1 protein-coding gene (running past one end of the window) is annotated in these 18533 nt (G+C 54.3%); it reads right to left on the reverse strand.

What is annotated here, in order from left to right; translation table 11 throughout:
• A protein-coding gene (locus tag KQI_RS26705) for a non-ribosomal peptide synthase/polyketide synthase (protein WP_241763862.1) crosses the window boundary here: on the reverse strand, positions 1–18533 show its 3' portion. 17968 nt of this gene lie beyond the right edge of the window; 18533 of the gene's 36501 nt are visible here — the last part of the coding sequence; the start codon falls outside the window, past its right edge — the gene reads right to left on this strand; it ends in the stop codon at positions 1–3.

Consider the following 18533-nt stretch of genomic DNA (forward strand, 5'->3'; position numbering starts at 1 on the left):
TTAGAAAGCAAAGTCGATGGAATCCGGTGAAAATCCTTGCGGCTGCTCGCCCGAGTTCACCTGAATATCGCTTAACAGCAAATCTGGATCGGTCCCAACCTGTGACAGGATCGCTAGCAAATCTTCCGTTAATCGTTCAATAGCGTCTGCCCCAAACAGCTTCGTGCAATATTCAAAGGAGCCCTTGATCCCCCCGTCTTCATCACTCATAGACAAGGTCAAATCGAATTTGGAGATCCTATGTTCCTGAACATACGGACTGAAGGACAGCGTTTCAAGCTTCGCTTCCTGCGACTCCGTATTTTCCAGTACAAACATGGTGTCAAACAACGGGTTACGGCTTGCATCCCGGGCTACATCCAGCTTTTCCACCAACTCTTCAAGTGGATAATCCTGATGCTCGAAGGCTTGCAGCGTACGATCTCTGGCTTCCAGCAAGTAGCTGTAGAACGTTTGGTTGCCCCTCAGCTGATGCCGGATGGCTAGCGTATTAACGAACATTCCGATCAGCGGCTCGAGTTCAGGCAACAAGCGACCTGCTACCGGAGTACCGATGATCAAATCGTCCTGACCGCTGTATTTGGACAGCAGAACGGTGTAGGCGCTCAATAGCACCATGTACAGCGTACTTCCGGTCTGTGCCGCCATTCGGTGCAGTTGCTCGGATACATTCGGGTCAACAGTAAATTCATACAGCGCACCCTCAAAGCTGCGAACAGCAGGTCTTGGATAAGCAATCGGCAAATCCAGAACCGGTAATTCTCCGGCTAAATGCTCCAGCCAGAAGTGCTTCCGGCGTTGATATGACTCACGCTGCATTTCCTGCTGCTGCCACGCCGCATAGTCTTTGTACTGAATTTGCAACGGCTGCAATTCTTGCCCCTCGTATAGCTGTACCAGTTCCTGCACGATATTGTTAGACGATACTCCGTCCGAGATGATATGGTGCATGTCGTACATCAAAAGGTGGCGCTCTGGTCCGGTTTGAATGAGACGAACACGCAGCAGTGGTGCCTGGCGAAGATCAAAGCTGCGTACAAATGACCCGATATACGCTTCGGCTTCGGACTCACTGGCCTGCAGACGCTCTACTGCAAACTCAACCTGATCGTAAACGCGCTGAACGACCTCGCCTTCCACCATTTCAAAGGAGGTCCGCAATGTTTCATGGCGGGCAATTAACTGACAAAACGCACTCTCCAGTTGATCTGCCTGAAGTGGCCCTTCCACTATCAATACACCCGGCATATTGTAGCTGACATCCCCACCTTCCAGATGGCTCAGATGGCTCAAAATGTATAGCCGTTTTTGAGCCGAGGAAACAGGGTAGTACGCCTGTTTCGCCACTGCAGGAATCACCGTGTAGGTGTCCGTGCCATGCGTTGCTATGAGCTTGGCTTGCTGCTCAATCGTAAAGTGCTGGAACACCTCACGCAGTGTAATCCGGCTGTCCAGTTCCTGATGGATTTTGGCCACCAGCGTCGTTGCACGCAGAGAATGTCCGCCAACGTCGAAGAATGAGTCGGTGACTCCTACGCTGGACAGCTTCAATACATCCTGCCAGATATGAGCAAGCTTGGCTTCGAGCGGCGTCCGCGGCGCAACATACTCCATGCCCCCTTCGAGGCGTGCTTCCGGCGCAGGCAGCGCTCTGCGGTCGATTTTTCCGCTTGGCGTCAGTGGGAATCGATCCATCTGCACGACGTACGTCGGGATCATGTAATCCGGCAGCTTCGGCTGCAGCGCACTCCGCAGCTCCGGCAAACTCAGCGACGCTGAAGCTACGATATAGGCACACAGGTCCTTGTGTCCGTCCTCGTTTTCCCATGCCGTGACTACGGCTTTTTGAATGCCGTACACGGTCAGCAGCTGCGCTTCGACCTCGCCCAGTTCGATCCGGTACCCGCGGATTTTTACCTGGTGGTCGATCCGGCCCAAATACTCGATGCTGCCATCAGGCAACCACCGTGCCAGGTCGCCCGTCCGATACATCCGGTGGATGTGGACATCTTGTGCTTGCTCTGTTTCCAATGAGGCTGAGACGAATGGATTCGGGATGAACTTCTCTGCCGTCAGCTCTGGCAGGTTCAGGTACCCTCGTCCTACACCCGCACCCCCGATATAGAGCTCGCCTGCGATACCGATCGGCACCAGCTGCTGCTGGCTGTTCAGGATGTACACAGACTGGTTCGCTATCGGCGTTCCGATGGATACCGTGTGCTCCCCTTTTTCCAGCAGTACGTTCAAGGCTTCTACATCTTCAATCGTATAAGCGGTCGCATCTACCGTCGTTTCGGTCGGACCATACACGTTGGTAATCACCGGACGATACCCGGACCATTTGTGCAGGAACACATTTACCAGTTGCACAGATAATGCTTCGCCACCGATCAGGTAATGCTTCACATCCGGCGCTTCCGTCACGCTGACGCTTTCGTTCAAAATATGCAGATGCGCAGGTGTGCCATCCGACAAATCAATCCGGTGCGTGCGATAGTAGGCGATCAAATGCTCCCCGCTCAGGCTGACGTCACGGGATACCACATGCAGGGTATGGCCTAACAGCAAGCTGGCAAAGATTTGCTTCACCGAAGCGTCAAATACAAACGCTGACAGCCATGCGACGTGAAGCGGCTGCTCATAGCGGCTGTACACCCGCTCGAATAAAGCATCCACCAGATTGCTGACGCTGCCCTGCTCGATCATGACCCCTTTCGGCTGACCGGTTGTACCTGACGTGTAAATCATATAGGCCAGGTTCTGCGCGCCGGCGACAGGGATCAGGTTGCTCGCATCCTGTCCGTCCAGCCCAGCCTGAACGTCCTCGTCATCAAGGACTATAGCTCGTACTGTCGATGGCAAGCTCAGCGAGAGAATGGCGACTTTGCTTGTAATCACGACCGTTGCCCCGCTGTCCTGGAGCATGTAGTCGATGCGTTCCTGCGGATACATGGTATCCATCGGCACATACGCGCCTCCGGCCTTGAGTATCCCCAGAATGCTCACCAGGATATCAGCAGAACGTTCCAGCAATACACCAACCGGTTGATCTGCTTCGACACCTTTCGCCCGTAACACGCGGGCCAGTTGGTTCGCTTGCTCGTTCAGCTCGGTGTAGGTCAGTGCCGTGTCTCCAGACACGACTGCCACCCTCTCTGGGCTGAGCTTCGCTTGCTCTTCGAACCGTTCGCTCAGCGAACGAGCTTGCGCCTGTCCGTGTCTGGCTCCACGTACGCTATGCGCGTTCGGATCATTGAACACCTTCAGTATCCGCTCGGTTTCTTCCGCTGTAATCAGTTTGATTTCTCCCAGCTTCACATCCGGGTTCGACGCCACAGCTTCAGCCAAACGAATGAAGTGACCTGTCATCCGTTCTACGGTTTCCCGTTGATACAACGCGGTTGCATACTGCAATCCGAACTGGATGCCTGCCTCTTCCTGGCTGGCTTCCAGCGTCAAATCAAACTTCGCTGGCGTTTGCTCCAGGCCGTATGGACGGAAGCTCAGGTCTGCCAGCTGCAGTTCGCCTTCCTCGGTAGTTTGCAGGGTAAACATCGTATCGAACAGTGGATTGCGGCTCATATCCCGCTTCACGTTCAGCTTTTCCACCAGTTCCTCAAACGGATAGTCCTGATGCTCGTAGGCCTGCAGGGCACGTACTTTCACTTCCTCCACGTAGCTGCGGAAGGTATGCTCCGCTGTCGGATAGTTGCGCATGGCCAGCGTGCCGACAAACATCCCGATGATCGGCTCCAGGTCCGCATGCGGCCGTCCGGCAATCGGCGTGCCGACTACGATGTCCTCCTGTCCGCTGTATTGATGCAAGAGCGCGGTGTACGCCGCCAGCAGCACCATATACAGCGTGGAGCCTGTTTGCGCCGCCAGTTCCTTCAGGCGTTCGTTAACTTCACGCTCCAGTCCGAAGACGACGGTATCTCCTGCCGTATTCCGCACCGCCGGGCGGGCAAAGTCTGTCGGTAAATCCAGCACCGGCAGCTCACCCCGGAAGGTGTCGAGCCAGTATGCTTCCTGACGCTGCATCCACTCCTGATGGGCTTCGCTTTGCTGCCATACCGCATAATCCTTGTACTGAATCCGCAATGGGGATAGCTCTTCACCGCCATACAAGCGGACAAATTCATCGGTCAGTACCCCCATGGATACCCCATCAGACACAATGTGGTGCATATCCAGCATGAGCAGATGCTGCGCTTCTTGCTCTACTCCTGGTACCCCCAGGTCCACCACACCTACCCGCAGCAGCGGAGCAGCCTGCAGACTAAACGGACGTACAAAGCGTCGTACCAGCTCTTGTGCTTCCTTGCTGATCATCGTATCTGTGTCTGAATGCGGAGCCGTAGTCGCACCCTCTGCCTGTACCTTCGTATATTCCACCTCGAACGGTACGGTATCCTCAATCCATTGCATCGGCTCGCTGTCCACCAGGGTAAAACGTGTACGCAAGGTCGCATGTCGGGCGAGCAGTTGACGGAATACATTTTCCACTCGTTTCACGTCCAGCGGACCGCTCACTTGCAGCACTGACGGTATGTTGTAGTTCACATCATTCGGGTCGAATTGATGCAGCACATACTGCCGTTTTTGCGCTGAGGATAACGGATAGAAGGCACAGGCTTCCGTAACTGGAATGGACGCATAGGTCACTTGATCCAGACTTTCCAGCACAGCTGCCAGCTGTTCAATCGTTGGTGCTTCAAAAATACTGCGTAGTGGAAGCAGCTTGTTCAGCTCCTTGTGAATCTTCGAGGCCAGTGTCGTCGCCCGCAGCGAATGTCCGCCAATCTCGAAGAAGTTTTCCTTCACGCCGACCTGCGTGAGGCCCAGCACCTCCTGCCAGATTTGTGCCAGCTTCGCTTCCACCCACGTCCGCGGTTCAACATAATCCGCTTCGCTTTGCAGGCTGACCTCTGGTGCCGGCAGGGCCTTGCGGTCGATTTTACCGTTGGGTGTCAGCGGCATCTGCTCCAAGTGGATAAAATACGACGGCACCATGTAGCCTGGCAACTCCTGACTCAAAGCGCTGCGCAGCTCACTTGCCACAACTTCCTCATCGGCGACTACATAAGCGCAGAGCTGCTTCTGCCCTTGCTCATCTTCCCGTGCGATGACCATAGCTTCTCGCACCGCCTCCAGCTTCAACAGCTGCATTTCTACCTCGCCCAGCTCGATCCGGTAGCCCCGAATTTTCACCTGTGCGTCGATCCGTCCTTTATATTCCAGCGTTCCGTCCACATTCAAGCGTACTAGGTCGCCTGTGCGATAGCAGCTTTCTCCACTGCGGAACGGACTATCGATGAACTTTTCAGCCGTCAGGTCCGGACGGTTGCGGTAGCCCCGGGCCACCCCGTCACCGCCCACGATCAGCTCGCCCCATACCCCGACGGGCTGAAGCCGCATCGAACGGTCCACGACATACGCTGTCGAATTATGGATCGGTCTGCCAATCGGCACCGATCCTGATTGCATGCCAGTAATCGCATGTGTGGTGGAAAAGGTCGTATTTTCGGTCGGGCCATAGCCGTTAATAATCTGCAGGTGCGGATGGGCCTTCATTACCCGGTTAATATGCGGCACGGACAGCACATCCCCGCCGACCAGCAGCTCCCGTATCCCCTCGAACAGCTCTAGATCCTGCTGGGACAGCTGGTTAAAGAGCGGTGCGGTCAGCCACATCGTGGTAATGCCATGATTGCGGACAGCTTCCTTAAGCTTGAGCGCATCCAAAATGACATCCTGGTTCACCAGCACCAGCTGTCCACCGTTCAATAGCGCCCCCCAAATTTCGAAGGTGGATGCGTCGAAGACAACAGCCCCGGTCTGCAAAATGCGCGTGTCAGCATCCAATTGCGCATAATTCGTATTTTTCACCAAACGTACGACATTACGGTGTTCTACCATAACGCCCTTCGGCTGCCCCGTCGTACCGGACGTATAAATCACATACGCCAAGTCGTTCGGACCGGACAACGGCTCCAGGTTGGAACCCTCCTCGTGATCCACCGTCTGTGCTCCATCCAGCACCAGCACATGACCGTCGAAAACGGCTTTTTCCACCAGGTAGCTTTGCGTCAACAGCAGTTCCGCACCTGAGTCGTTCAGCATGTAGCGGATACGCTCCTCTGGATACGTCGGATCGATTGGGACATATGCACCTCCGGCTTTCAAAATGCCTAAGATACCCACGATCAACTCTACCGATCGCTCGGCCATCAGACCCACCAGGCTATCCTTCGTCACGCCTTGATTGCGCAGGGTTCGAGCCAGACGATTCGCGCGTTCATTCAGCTCGCGATAGGTCAACTGCTCTCCTTCGAAGAACAACGCTGCCTGCTCCGGTGTCTGCGCTGCTTGTGTTTCGAACAAGCCATGGATCGTTTGCTCGCTTGGATACGCGGCCGCTGTATTGCCCCATATGCCCAGAATTTGCTCGCACTCCTGCTCACCTAAAACATCCAGTTCATGTACTCGCATATCTGGCTTCGCTGTCACTTGCTCCAGCAACTGCACCAGATGGCCCTGAGTCCGTTCTACAGCCTCACGATCATATAGCTTCGCATTGTATTCAAATCGGATTTTCATTGCTTCCTGCGGCATGACGAGCACATTGAAATCATAGTTGGTTTGTTCGATCATGCCTGCATTGCTAATTTTAAAATCCGACTCTGCGCCTTCACCAAGCTGCTCGACCTGCTCCTCCACCGGATAGTTTTCGAACACGATGATGTGGTTGATCAGGTCTTGCTTTTGCTCGGTCAAGGCTTGAATTTCATACAGCGGATACGTTTCATAAACTTGAGAAACCAGCGCCTGTTTCTGATTTGCTCTGATCATGTCGGCAAATGTTTCCTCAGCCCCACTGCGGATACGTACTGGAATGGTGTTAATGAACAAGCCCACCATATTTTCAATACCCGGAATGTCCGCAGGACGGCCAGACACTACGCCGCCAAAAACAGCGTCATCACTACTATTGTACTTTTGAAGCAGCAAGCCCCAGGCTGTTTGCAGCAATGTATTCGTGGTCACGTGGTGCTGCTTGGCAACCATTTCAATGCGTCCTGTCAAGTCCTTGCCCAGATCGCACAGTACATGCTCAAATTGCGCACCGTCCGCTTTCACACCTGCTTTTCCGGTCGGAATCGAAGTTTGCTGATCATAGTCGAGCAAATAATCATTCCAGTATGAAGATGCAGCCTCTACATCCTGTGCTTCAAGCCACTCAATATACTGACTGTATGGAGTAACCGGGGCAAGCTTCGGTTCTCTATGCTCCACGGCTGCAAAATAAGCCTCAAACACTTCATCTGTTACCAGCGCCACACACCAGCCATCCATCAAGATGTGATGAGAGCTCCACACAAAATAATAATCCTCGTCACCTGTCCGTAAAATCGCCACGCGCATCAACGCATCCCGGGACAAATCAAATCCGGTTGCCTTGTCCTGGCGGATAAAATCCTTCACATACGCGTCCCGTTCTTGATCATCCAGATGACACAAATCTTCATACGTGAAGCCGACATCCTTATGGCGGAAAATGACCTGTACAGGCTCATCCTGCCAGCCGCTGATGAAATTAGCTCTAAAAATCTCATGCCGCTGCGCCAAATGATTCAGGCTGTCTTGGAACACATCCACTTGGAAGCGTCCATGCAGATCAAATGTCGTTTGTTCAAAATAAGCACCTGACTCTGCATCCATCAGACTATGGAACAACATGCCTTTTTGCATCGGCGTCAACGCATATACATTTTCCAGTTCGCCAATGCTACGAGTCCGTTCTACCAATTGGTCCAGCTCGGCCATGGTTACATTTTTAAGCATCACATCGCTTGGAGTCAGCTCCTGCTGTTTGCGGCCTACGCAATGCGCAATGATTTCCTGCAAGCTGGTTCTGAACACTTCAGCTAGCTGTTCCATCGTTTCACGGCGATATTCCTGATTGCTGTAGCTGATCGTCAATTGCAGTTCGCCTTCCGAAATCAGTCCGTTCATGTCCAGCGTGTGCGATCTGGCTGCATGTGCGCTAAGCTCTGTACCACTGGAGTAGGGAGATACGTCAATCGATTGATTTTGCAAATCTTGATCAAATTGTCCCAGATAATTAAAGCTGATTTCAGGTTCGGTTACAAAACGCTTTTGCGCATGTGCTGCGGACAGATATCTCAAAATACCGTAGCCAATGCCCTTTTGCGGAATGCGGCGCAGTCCTTCTTTCACATTTTTGATGCGCCGTGAAAGGTCTTGCCCCACGCCCATATCCAGCACAACCGGGAATTGAGTCGTAAACCAGCCAACGGTACGCGTAATATCCAGCTCTGGCAAAATGGACTCCCGTCCATGGCCTTCCAGGCTGACGAGCACTCGTTCAATCCCTGCCCAGCGATGAACCGCCATCCCCAATGCGGTAAGCAGCAAATCATTCATATCCGTGTTGTAGGCACGATGTGCCTGTTTTAACAGCTGCTCCGTTTCCTGAGCTGTCCACGTGGCAGTAATGATCTCGCTGTCCTTATTCAAGGAATAGGGCTGTGGCTGGTCTTTTGGAAGCGGCTCATATACGCCCTGTTCAATCTCTTGCCAGAACGCGAGTTCTGCTGCCACTGCCGGACCGTTCGCATATCGGGACTGCTCATCGGCCCAGATGCGGAACGAATCCGTTTTGAGCGGAAGACGAATCGCTTGTCCGTTTAATGCCTGTTCATAGGCTGTCGTAATATCCTCGAACAAAATGCGCCAGGATACGCCGTCCACTACCAAGTGATGAATCACAATCAGCAAATGATCTCCATCCGGGCAATTGAACAGCCCCAGCTTCATCAGCGGTCCTTCACTTAAATGAATACCCGCTTGAATTTCATTCACTTTGGCCTCGATCGCCGCAGACAGCTCAGTCTCATTTCTGAAGTCCATCCGTTCCAGCGTATACAGCTCACCCTCACCAATCAGGCGGTTCCAGGCTTCGTATCCGTGATCGGTAGGACGGAAAATGGTCCGCAGCGCGTCATGATGGCTGACAATTTGGTCCATCGCCATGCGCAGTGCCGGTTCATCAAAACCATCCTTGCTATGCAGCATGATGGACTGGTTATGATGATGAGCATCCGTCAGGTTTTGCTCAAAGAACCATTGTTGAACGGGTGTCAGCTTCACAGCGCCCGCCACTTCGCTCTGATCTGCCAATCTTGTCACCGATTGGACTCTCAGCGCCAATGTAGACAACGTTGGATTGCTGAACAGGTCCTTCATCTCCAGTCGGTAGCCTGCTTGTAGCAAGCGGGACGATACTTGCAGCGCCTTGATCGAATCGCCGCCCAGTTCGAAGAAGTTATCCTGCGTGCCTACCGCTTCCACGCTAAGCACCCCGGCCCATACCGTAGCCAGTACCTGCTCGACCGTGGTACGCGGTGCTACATAGGCTGCGCCAGTATGGATACTACCTTCCGGCTCCGGCAAGGCCTTGCGGTCGATTTTGCCGTTGCTGGTCAGTGGGATGGCCTTCAGGCGCATCAAGCGTGCAGGCACCATGTGTGCCGGTAGCCCGGCTTCCAGCTCGGCCTGTACCTCCTCCAGCCGCAGCTCCGCTTCTCCGGTGAGATATCCGCACAGATATTTGTGCCCGCGCTCATCCGTCCGGTCGATCACCACCGCTTGACGCACGCCCGGCACCCGCTGGATCGCTGTTTCGATCTCGCCCAGTTCGATCCGGAAGCCCCGGATTTTGACTTGATAGTCCATCCGGCCGATAAAGTCCACATTGCCGTCCGGCATCCACCGCGCCAAGTCGCCTGTGCGGTACAGTCGTTCACCTGGCACATATGGATTGGCCACGAATTTCTCGGCCGTCAGCTCTGTGCGGTTCAGGTAGCCACGTGCTACCCCGGCTCCGCCAATGCACAGCTCGCCCAGTACGCCGATTGGCACCGGATTCAGCTGGCTGTCTACGATGTAGAAGCGGGCATTCAGCCACGCCTGGCCTATCGGCACATTGCCGCTGCCTGGCAGCTTCGACAGTTCTTCGTCGTAGAAGCTGGAGTCGATCGCCGCCTCCGTGACGCCATAGCTGTTAATGATGCGAATATCCGCGCCAAACCGTTCCTGCAGCACCCGGTAATCCGTGACGCTGCAGCTATCCGAGCTGGTGATCAGCAATTCCAGACTGCTCATGTCCAGTCCGTGTTCATGCACATGCTGCATGAACGGTACGATCAGGGCTGGTGTCGATTCGAACACCGTAATCTGATAATCGCGAATCCAGCCATACAAACGGCTTGGATCAATCCGGTCGTCTTTCGGACAGATGACCATCGTGCCGCCGTTAAAGAGCACCCGTGCGATATCGCCGACGAACACGTCGAAGGAGAAGCTCGCGAGTTGCAGCAGCCGTACCGGGAACTGGCTGAGACGATAATCCCGGCGATACGCCACAGCCGTATTCACCAGGCTGTGATGCTCGATCATGACGCCCTTCGGCCGTCCCGTTGTGCCCGAGGTATAGATCACATACGCTAAATCCTGCGGCTCGTTGATGTGCTCGATATCCGTGGTATCCCCGGTGTACAGCGATTCATCGTCCAGCGCCAGCACCGTATGCAGACGCAGCCCGGCTGCGGGTTCGGACGCTGTTTCACGGTCAGTTGGCGAAGCTGGTGTTAAGCTTAGGTCTCCACTGAGCGTATACGCATCCTGTTCCAACGTCTCAGCGCTAGCCGCCGTTTCCAGTTGGCCTTCCGATTTCGCTCCCGCTAAAGCCCACTGGCTTTCCTCCACCCATACCTGTGCACGCTCCTGCAAGTCTGTTTGGGTCAACAGCACCGTCGCCCCACTGTCTTCCAGCATAAAGCGGATTCGCTCGGACGGATAATCGGCATCCAAAGGCACATACGCGCCTCCGGCCTTCCATACCGCCAGTACGCCGACCAGCATGTCCACCGAACGTTTGCTCAAGATGCCGACAATCGACTCGCGTTCAATGCCCTCCTTTCTCAATCTGCGAGCCAATTGGTTCGCTCGCTCGTTCAGTGTGCGGTACGTAAGCTGCTGCTGCTCATATACAACCGCCACGTGATCCGGTACAAGCTGCGCCTGTTCTTCCACAAAGGCATGGAACAAGGCTCCGGCTTCAACAGCCGCCACATCCGATACTCCTACATCTCCAAAACCGTAGAGGATCTGTGCTTTTTCCCCGGCGGTTACCATATCCAAAGCTGCCAGCGACTGCTGCGGATGAAGGATAATTGCATGAACGAGTTCGGTAAAATGCTTGGCCAATCGCGCGATTGTCTCAGGCTTATACAGCGCTGTGCTATATTCCAGACTGCACAGAATACCTTCCGGCTGCTCCACTGCATCCAGAGTCAGATCAAATTTGGCCGTATTATTTTCCGTCGGATACGGCTTAAAGGTCAGACCTTCCAGCTCGAACTCCTGCTGCTCAAATGTTTTCAGCTCAAACATCGTGTCAAACAGCGCATTCCGGCTCGTATCCCGCGTTAAATTCAGTTTTTCAACCAGTTCTTCAAAAGGATAGTCCTGATGCTCATAAGCACTGAGCGCATGCTCTTTGACTTCCAGCAGGTAATCAAGGAACGTCTTGTCACCAGACGGATAATTGCGAATCGCCAGCGTATTGAGGAATACGCCCACCAGGCTCTCCAGTTCCGCATGTGGCCGTCCGGCAATCGGCGTTCCAACGATAATGTCATCTTGCCCCGTATACTTATGCAAGAGTGTGCTGTACGCAGCAAGCAGCACCATGTACAAGGTCGATCCGGTTTGAGCGGCCAGCTGTTTCAGCTGTTCGCTGTCCTCTGCGCCGATCGCAAAATCGTAGCGTGCTCCTTCCAGACGCTGTACGGCCGGTCTTGCAAAATCCGTTGGCATATCCAGCGCCGGAATTTCACCAGCCATCGTTTTCAGCCAGTAGCTTTCTTGGTCACGAAGACGGTCACTATGCATATCTGAATGCTGCCAAACGGCATAGTCCTTGTACTGGATGCGAAGTGGCGGCAGCTCCTTGCCTTCATACAATTGAGAGAACTCCTGCACGATAATTCCATCAGTAACGCCATCCGAAATAATATGGTGCATGTCATAGAGCATCACGTGACGTTGCGGTCCGTTTTCCACCAATTGAACCCGCAGTAATGGTGCTTGTGCGAGGTCAAAGGCACGTACAAAGTTCAAGGCGTACTGCTGTGTTTCTTCTTCGCTTGCCTGTGCATGCTCGACGTTGAACTCAACGGTTGCAGCGATGCGCTGCACGACTTCGCCATCCAGCATATCGAAGCTGGTTCGCAGCGTTTCATGACGGGCAATCAGTAGGCGGAAGGCTTCCTCGAATTTCGTTTTATCCAAAGAACCTTCAATAATCAAAGCTCCCGGCATGTTGTAGCTGACCTCTCCACCTTCCAGGTGACTCAGAACGTACATCCGTTTTTGCGCCGAGGAAACCGGATAATATGCGCGTTCCTCCACAACAGGTATGGATGCGTACGTTTGCTGTGTCTGATGTCCACCCATCACTTGTACCAATTGCTCAATCGTTGGATATTGGAAAATATCTCGCAGCGCCAGCTTGTGATTCAGCTCCTGATGAATTTTCGCCATTAGTGTTGTGGCGCGCAGAGAGTGTCCGCCCACTTCAAAGAAATTATCTTTAATGCCTATCTGCGGATGATTCAGAACACTTTGCCAGATAAGTACCAGTTGCTCTTCCAGCAATGTCCGCGGCGCAACGTACTCCGTGCCTCCTTCGAGGCGCGCTTCCGGCGCAGGCAACGCTTTGCGGTCGATTTTGCCATTCGGTGTCAGCGGGAAATGATCCAGCTGTACGACATACGCCGGGATCATATAGCCCGGCAGCTTTGGCTGCAGCGTGTTGCGCAGCTCCGGCAAGTTCAGCGCCGCTGAGGCTACGATGTAGGCACACAGGTCCTTGTTTCCATCTTCGGTTTCCCAGGCGGTAACGATGGCTTTCTGAATGCCTTCCACGGTCAGCAGCTGTGCTTCCACCTCGCCCAGCTCAATCCGGAAGCCCCGGATTTTGACCTGATAGTCCATCCGGCCGATAAAGTCCACATTGCCGTCCGGCATCCACCGCGCCAAGTCCCCTGTGCGGTACAGCCGTTCACCCGGCACATATGGATTGGCCATGAATTTCTCCGCCGTCAGCTCTGCGCGGTTCAGGTAGCCCCGTGCTACTCCGGCTCCGCCGATGTACAGCTCGCCCAGTACGCCGATCGGCACCGGATTCAGCTGGCTGTCCACGATGTAGAAGCGGGCATTCAGCCACGCCTGGCCAATCGGCACATTGCCGCTGCCCGGCAGCTTCGACAACTCTTCGTCGTAGAAGCTGGAGTCGATCGCCGCTTCTGTAACACCGTAGCTGTTAATGATGCGAATATCCGCGCCAAACCGTTCTTGCAGCATGCGGTAATCTGTGACGCTGCAGCTGTCCGAGCTGGTGATCAGCAATTCCAGGCTGCTCATGTCCAGTCCGTGTTCATGCACATGCTGCATGAACGGTACGATCAGGGCCGGGGTCGATTCGAACACCGTAATCTGGTAATCGTGAATCCAGCCATACAAACGGCTTGGATCAATCCGGTCGTCTTTCGGACAGATGACCATCGTGCCGCCGTTATAGAGCACCCGTGCGATATCGCCGACGAACACGTCGAAGGAGAAGCTCGCCAGTTGCAGCAGCCGTACCGGGAACTGGCTGAGACGATAATCCCGGCGATACGCCACAGCCGTATTCACCAGACTGTGATGCTCGATCATGACGCCCTTCGGCCGTCCCGTTGTCCCGGAAGTGTAGATCACATACGCCAAATCCTGCGGCTCGTTGATGTGCTCAATGTCCGTGACATCCCCGGTGTACAGCGACTCATCGTCCAGCGCCAGCACCGTATGCAGGTGCAGTCCCGTTGCCGACTCGGATGCCGCCCGGCTTTCCTCCAGCCATACCTGTGCACGCTCCTGCAAGCCGATTTGGGTCAACAGTACCGTCGCACCGCTGTCCTCCAGCATAAAGCGGATTCGCTCGGACGGATAATCGGCATCCAAAGGCACATACGCCCCTCCGGCCTTCCATACCGCCAGTACGCCGACCAGCATGTCCACCGAACGTTCGCTCAAGATGCCGACAATCGACTCGCGTTCAATCCCTTCCTTTCTCAATCTGCGAGCCAATTGGTTCGCACGCTCGTTCAGTGTGCGGTACGTAAGCTGCTGCTGCTCGTACACAACCGCCACGTGATCCGGTACAAGTTGCGCCTGTTCTTCCACAAAGGCATGGAACAAGACTCCGGCTTCAACAGCCGCAACATCCGGTACCCCCACATCTCCAAAACCGTAGAGGATTTGTGCTTTTTCCTCGGCGGTTACCATATTCAAAGCTGCCAGCTGCTGCTGCGGATGATGTGCAATAGCTCGAACGATTTCCGTAAAATGCTTTGCAAATCGCGCGATTGTCTCAGGTTTGTACAGCGCTGTGCTGTACTCCAGACTGCACAGAATGCCTTCCGGCTGCTCCAATGCATCCAGAGTCAGATCAAATTTGGCCGTATTATTTTCTAATGGATATGAACTTAAGGTCAGACCTTCCAACTGGAACTCCTGCTGTTCTAATGTTTTCAACTCAAACATCGTGTCAAACAGCGCATTCCGGCTCGTGTCCCGCGTTAAATTCAGTTTTTCGACCAGCTCTTCAAAAGGATAGTCCTGATGCTCATAAGCGCTGAGCGCATGCTCTTTGACCTCTTGAAGATAATCAAGGAACGTTTTGTCGCCAGACGGATAGTTGCGGATCGCGAGCGTGTTGATGAATACACCTACCAGGCTCTCCAGTTCCGCATGCGGTCTTCCGGCAATTGGCGTGCCGACCACGATGTCCTCTTGCCCCGTATACTTGTGCAAGAGCGCGGTGTACGCTGCCAGCAGCACCATATACAACGTGGAGCCTGTCTGTGCCGCCAGTTCTTTCAGATGTTCGGTAACTTCACGCTCCAGTCCGAATTCGATCGTATCCCCTGCCGTACTCTGCACCGCCGGACGGGCAAAGTCGGTTGGCAGATCCAGCACAGGCAGTTCACCCCGGAAGGTGTTCAGCCAGTACGCTTCCTGACGCTGCATCCACTCCTGATGGGTTTCGCTTTGCTGCCATGCCGCATAGTCCTTGTACTGAATCCGCAATGGTGACAGCTCTTCGCCCCCATACAAGCGGACAAATTCATCGGTCAGTACCTGCATGGACACCCCGTCGGAGACGATGTGGTGCATATCCAGCATGAGCAGATAATGCGCTTTCTGCCCCACTCCTAGTACACCCAGGTCCACTACGCCTACCCGCAGCAGCGGAGCGGTTTGCAGATCGAACGGACGTACAAAGCGTTGTACTTGCTCTTGCGTTTCTGGGCTAACCATCGTGTCCGTAGTCATATCTGTTTGGGCAGTCGTATCTCCGGCCTGTACCTTCGTATGCTCCACCGCAAACGGCACGGTGTCTTCAATCCACTGCATCGGCTCACCATCCACCAGAGCAAAGCGAGTGCGCAAGGTCGCATGACGGGCGATCAGTTGGCCGAACACGTCCTCCACTCGTTTCACATCCAGCGGACCGCTCACATGCAGCACAGACGGCATGTTGTAGTTCACATCATGCGGGTCGAACTGATGCAGCACATACAGTCGTTTTTGCGCTGAAGACAGCGGGTAGAAGCTGCGCTTTTCCGTTACCGGAATCGACGCATACGCCACTTGATCCAGACTTTCCAGCACAGCTGCCAGCTGTTCAATCGTTGGCGCTTCAAAAATGCTGCGCAATGGAAGCGGCTTGTTCAGCTCCTTGTGAATCTTCGAGGCCAGCGTTGTCGCCCGCAGCGAATGTCCGCCAATCTCGAAGAAGTTTTCCTTCACGCCGACCTGCGCGAGGCCTAGCACATCCTGCCAAATTTGCGCCAGCTTCGCTTCCACCCACGTCCGCGGTGCGACATAATCCGCTCCGCTTTGCAGGCTGCCTTCCGGTGCCGGCAATGCCTTGCGGTCGATTTTTCCGTTTGGACTCAGCGGCATCTGCTCCAGCTGTACAAAGTACGACGGCACCATATAGCTTGGCAGCTCCCGGCCCAGCTCACTTCTCAGTTCGCTAGCACCCATCTCCTGCCCGGCCACGTAGTACGCCACCATTTGTTTTTGTCCCGTTTCATCCGCACGCGCCATAACGACGGCTTCTCGTATGGACTCCACTTTCAGCAGCTGCGATTCCACCTCGCCCAGCTCGATCCGGTAGCCACGGATTTTCACTTGATGGTCGATCCGGCCCAGATATTCGATGTTCCCGTCCGGCATCCATCTCGCCAAGTCACCTGTGCGGTACATCCGCTCATAACCTGCTTCACCACCGGCAAACGGGTCGGCGACGAATTTCTCTGCCGTCAGCTCCGGTCGGTTCAGATAGCCGCGGGCTACGCCGACACCGCTGATGCACAGCTCCCCTGCAACCCCAATCGGCTGCAATTGCTCCGTGCCTTCCTTCACGATGTACAGACGGATGTTCTGAATCGGTTTTCCGATCGGAATCACCGTATATTCCTTCGTCGGCTCGCAATCGAAGTACGAGACGTCCACCGTCGCTTCCGTCGGGCCATACAGGTTGATCAGCTTCGCTCTACTCAGGCTCAACACGAGCCGTTGGAACCGCTCCACATGCTGCGGCGGCAACGCTTCGCCACTGGCAAATACATGGCGCAGCGTACCCAGCTTCGCCTGCATCACTTCCCGTGGCTGCTGCTCCACATATTCCAGGAACGCATGCAGCATCGCCGGCACGAAGTGCATCGTGGTGACTCCATCGCGGGCAATCGTATTAACGATGTCCTCCGGATTCTTTTCCCCACCGACTGATAACAGGCTCACCTTCGAGCCAACCATCGACCACCAGAACAGCTCCCACACCGACACGTCGAAGGTGAAGGCGGTCTTTTGCAGGATCGTATCCTCTGCGCTCAAGCCATAGCGGTCATGCATCCACAAAATCCGGTTGAGGACTGAATGGTGCTCCACCATCACGCCCTTCGGTTTTCCGGTGGAACCGGAAGTGTAGATGACATAGGCTACATGGCGCGGCCCGGCCAATGGCTCCAGATTCGAGCCGTCTTCGTGGTACATCTCCTTGCCATCCTGCTCCAGGCGATCCAGATCCAGCACCAGCACTTTGCCGTCGAAACTCAGCGACGCCTGCTCGGCCATACGTGCTTGCGTCAGCACCAGCTTCGCTCCCGAGTCCTCCAGCATGAAGCGGATGCGGTCTGCCGGGTATTCCGGGTCGATCGGCACATAGGCTCCGCCTGCCTTGAGGATCGCGTAGATGCCTACGATCATCTCCAGCGAGCGCTGCACCAGAATGCCTACCGGCTGATCCGGTTGAACTCCTTCCGCGCGCAAGGTACGTGCGAGACGGTTGGCTCGCTCATTCAGCTCACGGTAGGTCAGCGATTCCGCTCCACACAGCACCGCCACTTGCTCCGGCGTGCACGCTGCCTGCTGCTCGAACAGGGTGCTCAGCGTTTGATCCTGCTGATAGGCTGTCGCCGTATTTCCCCACACCTGAACGATTTGCGCCTGTTCTTCCGGTGTCACCAGTTCCAGCTCATTCATACGGATATGCGGATTGTTGATAATTTGCTCAATGACATGCAGTACATGTCCCCGCATACGCTCGATCGTAGACCGATCGTATACGTTCGCGTTATATCTGAACATAATGCGGAAATTTTCATCTGGCATCACAATCAAGTCCAGATCATAGTTCGTTTGCTCAACAACCTCTACATTCGTAATTTCAAAAGCGGATGGACGAACTTCGCCAAGCTGCTCGACCTGCTGCTCTACCGGATAATTTTCAAATACCATAATGTGGTTAATCAGATTTTGCTTCTGCTCAGTCAGCGCCTGAATTTCATATAGTGGGAAGCTGACATATGCTCCCGAGGCTAGCGCTTGCTCCTGCGTTTTCCGCATCATGTCCACAAAAGTGGCATTCCGCTCACTTTGAATCCGCACCGGTATCGTATTAATGAACAGACCGATCATGTTCTCTACACCAGGAATATCCGTCGGACGTCCAGATACGACACTGCCGAAAATAACATCTTCATTGTTGTTATATTTCTGCAAAATAACGCCCCACACGGTCTGCATCAGCGTATTAATCGTCACCTGCTGCTGCTTCGCAATCCGGTACATGGCTTCGCTCCACGTTCGATCCAGATCAACCGTTATTTTTTCAGAAACATATTCGCCAATCTTACCCGCTGAAATAGATACAGCACTTTCCTTATTGTCCAGCGCTTGCTCCTTCATTGACGCATCCGAACCAGGCAGCAATGTCTGCTGCTCAAATCCGGCCAAATAGCTGCTCCAGTATTCTCTTGCCGCACGCTCATCCTGACGGTCCAGCCATTCAATATATTGGCTATATGGTGTAACCGCAGCAAGCTCCGGCTGCT

This window comes from Paenibacillus peoriae KCTC 3763, assembly GCF_000236805.1.
GTDB lineage: Bacteria > Bacillota > Bacilli > Paenibacillales > Paenibacillaceae > Paenibacillus > Paenibacillus peoriae.